Source organism: Acidovorax sp. (assembly GCF_046341535.1).
GTDB lineage: Bacteria > Pseudomonadota > Gammaproteobacteria > Burkholderiales > Burkholderiaceae_C > Acidovorax.
Genome location: NZ_JBKDRI010000128.1, coordinates 1 through 1,963 on the forward strand (window position 1 = coordinate 1; position 1,963 = coordinate 1,963).

Below are 1,963 nucleotides of genomic sequence, written 5' to 3' on the forward strand. Positions count from 1 at the left end.
GGGGGCCGGTGTGCCTGGTTACCACGCCATAGCCTTTTGCAGCACATCAAAGCCCTGGCCAGAGCACTTGGCAGCCCAAAATCAACAGAAAAACTCGCTTCGCTCCGCCTTCGACCAATTGCCGTGAAATATTCGGGCTAATTCCCGTCAAACCCTGTGTGATAGCGGCGCCACTTCGGTTTGCCCCTACCATCACGCACTGGAAACAAGTCTGGAGCCAGCGTGCCCCGCGTCGCCATCAGTGCAGCCGGGTGCTTGAAGGGCCGGATACGGCCCCCATCTCTGGCAGACCGACAGCGTGTTGTCGATGCTTACCCCACGGAGAACCTATGAAGCGGATCCTTTTGTTTGTGATGACCAACCTTGCCGTCGTGCTGGTGCTGGGCGTAGTGGCCAGCCTGCTCGGGGTCAACCGTTATCTCACGGCCAACGGGTTGAACCTCGGCGCCTTGCTGGGTTTTGCGCTCATCATGGGTTTTGGCGGCGCTTTCATTTCGCTGCTGATCAGCAAGCCGATGGCCAAGTGGAGCTCGGGCGTGCGCGTGATCGACGGCTCAGGCTCGCCCGATGAACGCTGGATCGTCGAGACCGTGCGCAAGTTCGCCACGCAGGCCAACATCGGCATGCCCGAAGTCGGCATCTTCGAGGGCGATCCCAACGCATTTGCCACGGGCGCCTTCAAGAACAACGCGCTGGTGGCGGTGTCCACCGGACTGTTGCAGGGTATGACGCGCGAAGAGGTCGAGGCCGTGATTGGTCACGAGGTCGCCCACATCGCCAACGGCGACATGGTCACCATGACGCTGATCCAGGGTGTGATGAACACCTTTGTGGTGTTTCTGTCGCGCGTGGTCGGCTACGCCGTGGACAGCTTTCTGCGCAAGGGTGACGACAACAGCTCGGGCCCCGGCATCGGCTACTACGTGACCACCATCTTGCTGGACATCGTGCTCGGTTTCCTGGCCGCCATCATCGTGGCCTGGTTCAGCCGTCAGCGTGAATTCCGCGCGGATGCGGGCGCCGCCCAGCTCCTGGGCCGCCGCCAGCCCATGATCAACGCGCTGGCCCGCCTGGGCGGCATGCACCCCGCCGAGCTGCCCAAGAGCATGGCTGCGATGGGCATTGCCGGCGGCATTGGCAAGCTGTTCAGCACCCACCCGCCGATCGAAGAGCGCATTGCTGCGTTGCAAGGCGCGCAGCAGTAACATGGCTCAACGACCTGGCTGCGAGCGCCCTCCCAGGCGCAGGGGCGGTGCCACACGGCTGCAGCACCCGCCGGCGCGTGGCATGCGCTTTGTGCCGCTGCGGACTGAGGTGACGCTCAGTGCCTGAACAACGCGCTCAGCCTCGTGTGCCCAGCAGGCTGCGTGCCACCGCCTCGCCCACCTTGATGCCGTCCACCCCGGCCGACAAAATGCCTCCGGCGTAGCTGGCGCCTTCGCCTGCCGGGTACAGGCCCGGCGTGTTCAGGCTTTGCAGGTTCTCGCCACGGCCGATTTTCAGTGGCGATGAGGTGCGCGTCTCGACGCCCGTCAGCACCGCATCGTGCATGTCAAAGCCTTTGATCTTGCGGCCGAACACCGGCAGGGCCTCGCGCAGGGCCTCGATGGCGTAACCGGGCAGGGCGGCATGCAAATCGCCCAGCGCCATGCCGGGTTTGTACGACGGCTCCACGCTGCCCAGCTGGGTTGATGGCTTGCCTGCAATGAATTCGCCCACCAGTTGCCCTGGCGCGCTGTAGTCGCGCCCGCCCAGCACAAAGGCGTTGGATTCGAGCTGGCGCTGTAGCACGCTGCCCGCCAGCGGGTGGAACTGCCCCGCGGGCAGGCTTTCTGCGCCATAGGTCTGGCCCAGGTGGGCCTCGAATGCGGCCGGGTCGGTGGGGTAGTCACGCGGGTCAATGCCCACCACCATGCCCGCATTGGCATTGCGCTCGTTGCGTGAATACTGGCTCATGCCGTTG

At 64.3% G+C, this 1,963-nt stretch carries 2 protein-coding genes; one reads left to right on the forward strand and one right to left on the reverse strand.

Translation table 11 applies throughout. From position 1 onward, the window contains the following. Positions 1-329: 329 nt before the first annotated feature. The gene (gene htpX / locus ACK543_RS09250; protein WP_409942560.1) at positions 330-1,205 is read left to right on the forward strand and encodes a protease HtpX; all 876 of its coding nucleotides are present in this window, start codon (positions 330-332) and stop codon (positions 1,203-1,205) included. A gap of 136 nt (positions 1,206-1,341) precedes the next feature. Here the strand turns inward: htpX and ACK543_RS09255 are convergent. After that, positions 1,342-1,963, reverse strand: a 622-nt coding sequence (locus ACK543_RS09255) for an NAD(P)/FAD-dependent oxidoreductase (protein WP_409942561.1), incomplete at its 5' end; no start/stop codon positions are given.